The organism is Rubripirellula tenax, from assembly GCF_007860125.1.
Taxonomy (GTDB): domain Bacteria; phylum Planctomycetota; class Planctomycetia; order Pirellulales; family Pirellulaceae; genus Rubripirellula; species Rubripirellula tenax.
This window is the reverse complement of the sequence record NZ_SJPW01000030.1, coordinates 1-2,967: the sequence shown is the minus strand read 5'-3', so window position 1 is coordinate 2,967 and position 2,967 is coordinate 1. Positions and strand designations below refer to the sequence as shown.

Annotated in this window: 3 protein-coding genes; 2 read left to right on the top strand and 1 reads right to left on the bottom strand. The window is 54.0% G+C overall.

The annotated features are described in order from the left end of the window. Positions 1-180 precede the first annotated feature (180 nt). Positions 181-378, top strand: coding sequence for a hypothetical protein (locus tag Poly51_RS30130; RefSeq protein WP_146462661.1), 198 nt, complete (start codon positions 181-183; stop codon positions 376-378). Between the two features lie 198 nt (positions 379-576). Then, positions 577-2,040, top strand: coding sequence for an IS701 family transposase (locus Poly51_RS30125; RefSeq protein ID WP_146462660.1), 1,464 nt, complete (start codon positions 577-579; stop codon positions 2,038-2,040). 83 nt (positions 2,041-2,123) lie between these two features. On the opposite strand, the gene Poly51_RS30120 is transcribed toward Poly51_RS30125, so the two are convergent. Continuing rightward, positions 2,124-2,807 (bottom strand): hypothetical protein, encoded by a 684-nt coding sequence (locus tag Poly51_RS30120; RefSeq protein ID WP_146462659.1) that lies wholly within the window; start codon positions 2,805-2,807, stop codon positions 2,124-2,126. Positions 2,808-2,967: the final 160 nt, after the last annotated feature.

Sequence of the window (2,967 nt, the reverse complement as noted above, 5' to 3'; positions counted from 1 at the left end):
GAAGCCAGCGACTTGGGCAGCGTTTGGGATCGAGCCCTTCGCGGTGCATGACATTCGCTGGCGACCTTAACAATAGTAAAACTTAGCTCTGGTCGATGAAGCCGGAGTTTCCGGTGTCGGCCACCGGAGCAGCGAACGCATGCTCTCAACGAAACTAAATTTGAGTCCTGGAGCCTTTTCTTGTTCGACGACGACCTCAACCCCTGGAGCAATCTCAAACGATGGGAACGTCGCCCAATCCGCGACCGCATCGACAACTCGAAAGAACGCTTTGCTTGGTGGGTGCTAGCCAAGTGGCTCATCGTCGCCGGCTGCAGTGTCGCTATCTCGCTTCCGTGGCTGTTTGTTTTCTATCGTTCATTACGCAAGCTAGACTGAACATTGAACGGCATCCTCATAAAACGCGTACGGCACATATCTGGTTCTGATAGCTCCACGAAACAGCGGAGAAAACCGCGTTCACTAATGACTGCACTTTAGGGGAACGTTCGTCGCTTTGGGATTGATATAGCCACAAAAAAGGCTCGCGTGGAGAATGGAGGTTCTCACACCACACCAGTCACCACGGAGCCAAGGATGGCAAATCGTAATCCCAAGGGTCGCCCGCCACAACCTCAACATGCAGGCAAGTCCAAGCCGTCTCGGCACGACAAACGGAAACGACTCGGCAAGCACAATCCGAATCGACAGTACACGGTCGGTGCCAATGTCCCACTCACCGGAACCGTTGCTAACATGGCCGCCGCAATGAGCCGGTTGCTCGACAGTCGCATGGCCTTTCGATTGCCCATCGTGATCGCGGGTGCGATGCTCGCCGGCGGTCGCCGTACGGCGGCAAGTTGGTTTCGCTGCGCGGGTGTCAAGGAGGACTGGGATCGATTCTACGATCTGCTCCAGTCGATCGGGAAGAACGCCAGCGAGTTGATGCTGCCAATACTGATCGTCGTACTCAAGCAGTTTGATCCTGGTGAAGGCGGCTTCTGGAAGATGGCGATCGACGACTCGCCGACCAAGCGTTTCGGTCCCTGTGTCGAAGCGGCCAACATTCATCACAACCCGACACCAGGGCCAGGCGACGGAGACTGGCTCTACGGTCACAACTGGGTCTGCTTGGCGATGCTGTTGAGCCATCCGATTTTCGGTGTCATCGCCCTGCCGCTGCGGTCTCTTCTGTACGTTCGTAAGATCGACATCGACAAGCTGAAGGAGCGTTATGGCTGGGAATTTCGCACCAAGCACCAGCTCGCTTTGGAATTGTTGCACCATGTGATCGGACTGCTTCGAGCCTCGGGCAGCAAGGCTGGTATCGCCGTTGTGTTTGATGGCGCCTACGCGGCTGCCGAATTGATCCGACCGTTGATGGCCGAAGGCGTGGTGGTGGTAACTCGGCTTCGTCGTGATGCGAAGTTGTTTGATGTTCCGGTGAACAATGCGGGTCGACGGGGTCGGCCTCGCAAGTATGGAAAGAATCGCATCAGTTTGGCCAAACGTGCGTGTCATCGTGACGGTTGGCAAACCATTTGCTATGCGTGCCGCGGTGTGATGGCCGAAGGTCGTTACAAAACGTTCTTGGCGACTAGCCATGTCGTTGGTGGCGCAGTGCGTGTGGTGTTGGTGGAACATGCGCGAGGCAATTGGGCTGCATACATCAGCACTGAGCCGGCCATGAGCGTCGATGCGATTTTGCAGTTGGTGTCGGACCGCTGGGCAATCGAGGAACAGTTTCACGATGTCAAAGAAGTCTGGGGCGCCGGTGAGCAGCAAGTTCGAAACGTCTGGTCGAGCATCGGCTGTTGGAACCTCTGTGGCTGGCTGTACGGGCTGGTCGAGTTGGCATGTTGGGACGAGACTGCGGAACAATTGGTTGATCGTCGCGACCGTCCGTGGGACAATCCATCTCGTCGTCCGTCGCATGCTGATCGTCGCAGGCGAATTGCCCGCGAAATGCTGCGAAGTGAATTTTTGAGCGATCTGCAAAACGCCGCCGACCAAGCAAAAATCCGCGACCGACTTGAACGCCTACTATTCTTGGCCGCCTGACGAAAACTCTTATCCTCACAACTCACCTAAAGTGCAGCTAATGAGGAAAGCAAAACGAAGGCCCTAAGCTTGATCGGGAAATCCTAATGGGCATCCGTTCTCTTCCGCTCGCGTGGCCCACCGAATGCCTTCGGTGGCGCGAGATGCACTCTTAGCTCAGTCTGTTTGTCTTGGGGTATCAGCGAAAACAATGGCCAAGAAACAAATTCGTGAACGAACCTGCGTCTCGAAGAAGCGTTGAAATGTTCATCGCCTGCAACTACGGCAATGACCTCATCGAAACGCTGCAAAAGCACAAGGCAGCAAACACGATGACGAGAACTATGCTCCTGGTACTCCTCGAGCTTGGCAATGTCAGCTTTCGTTAGCTTCTTGCCACTGTGAAGTTTTACTTGGCAGAGATTTATGTAGGCGATGGTTTTGTCGCTCTCATTGTCGTTCTTTGTGGCAAGTTGTAGTACTCTCTTCGCATGGCCATACAGTTTTTTCTCAATAAGCGTAAGTGAAACGTTGTTCAATAGTCCACCAATACTATCCAATGCCTCATGAGTCTCAATCGAGCTGAATAGCTCTTCAAATGCCTCGTCGTCATTGCCGTCTATGCAACACCGCAATGCAGTAGTCAACGAAGATTCGAGCCTCCAGTATTCGCGTGTTTCAAGAAACGCGCTGGTCATCGCCGTTGCCGCCTTGGCGAACTCCCGCTTTTTATAGTGAACGTTACACCTCATTTCGTGAGTAACGAACTCATCCTGCTTCGCCTGCATAAGTTTGTCGCAGAACTTCCGAATGTCGTCAGGGTGTGGTCTCTTCAGGGCGCAGTTTGACGGTTGATTGAGGTGCGTCGGTTTCGCGGCATTGCGTAACCTCGGATTGGTGTTTCAGAACAAGGGCGTCCCGCGTCACACTGATGTTGCAAAACAAAAA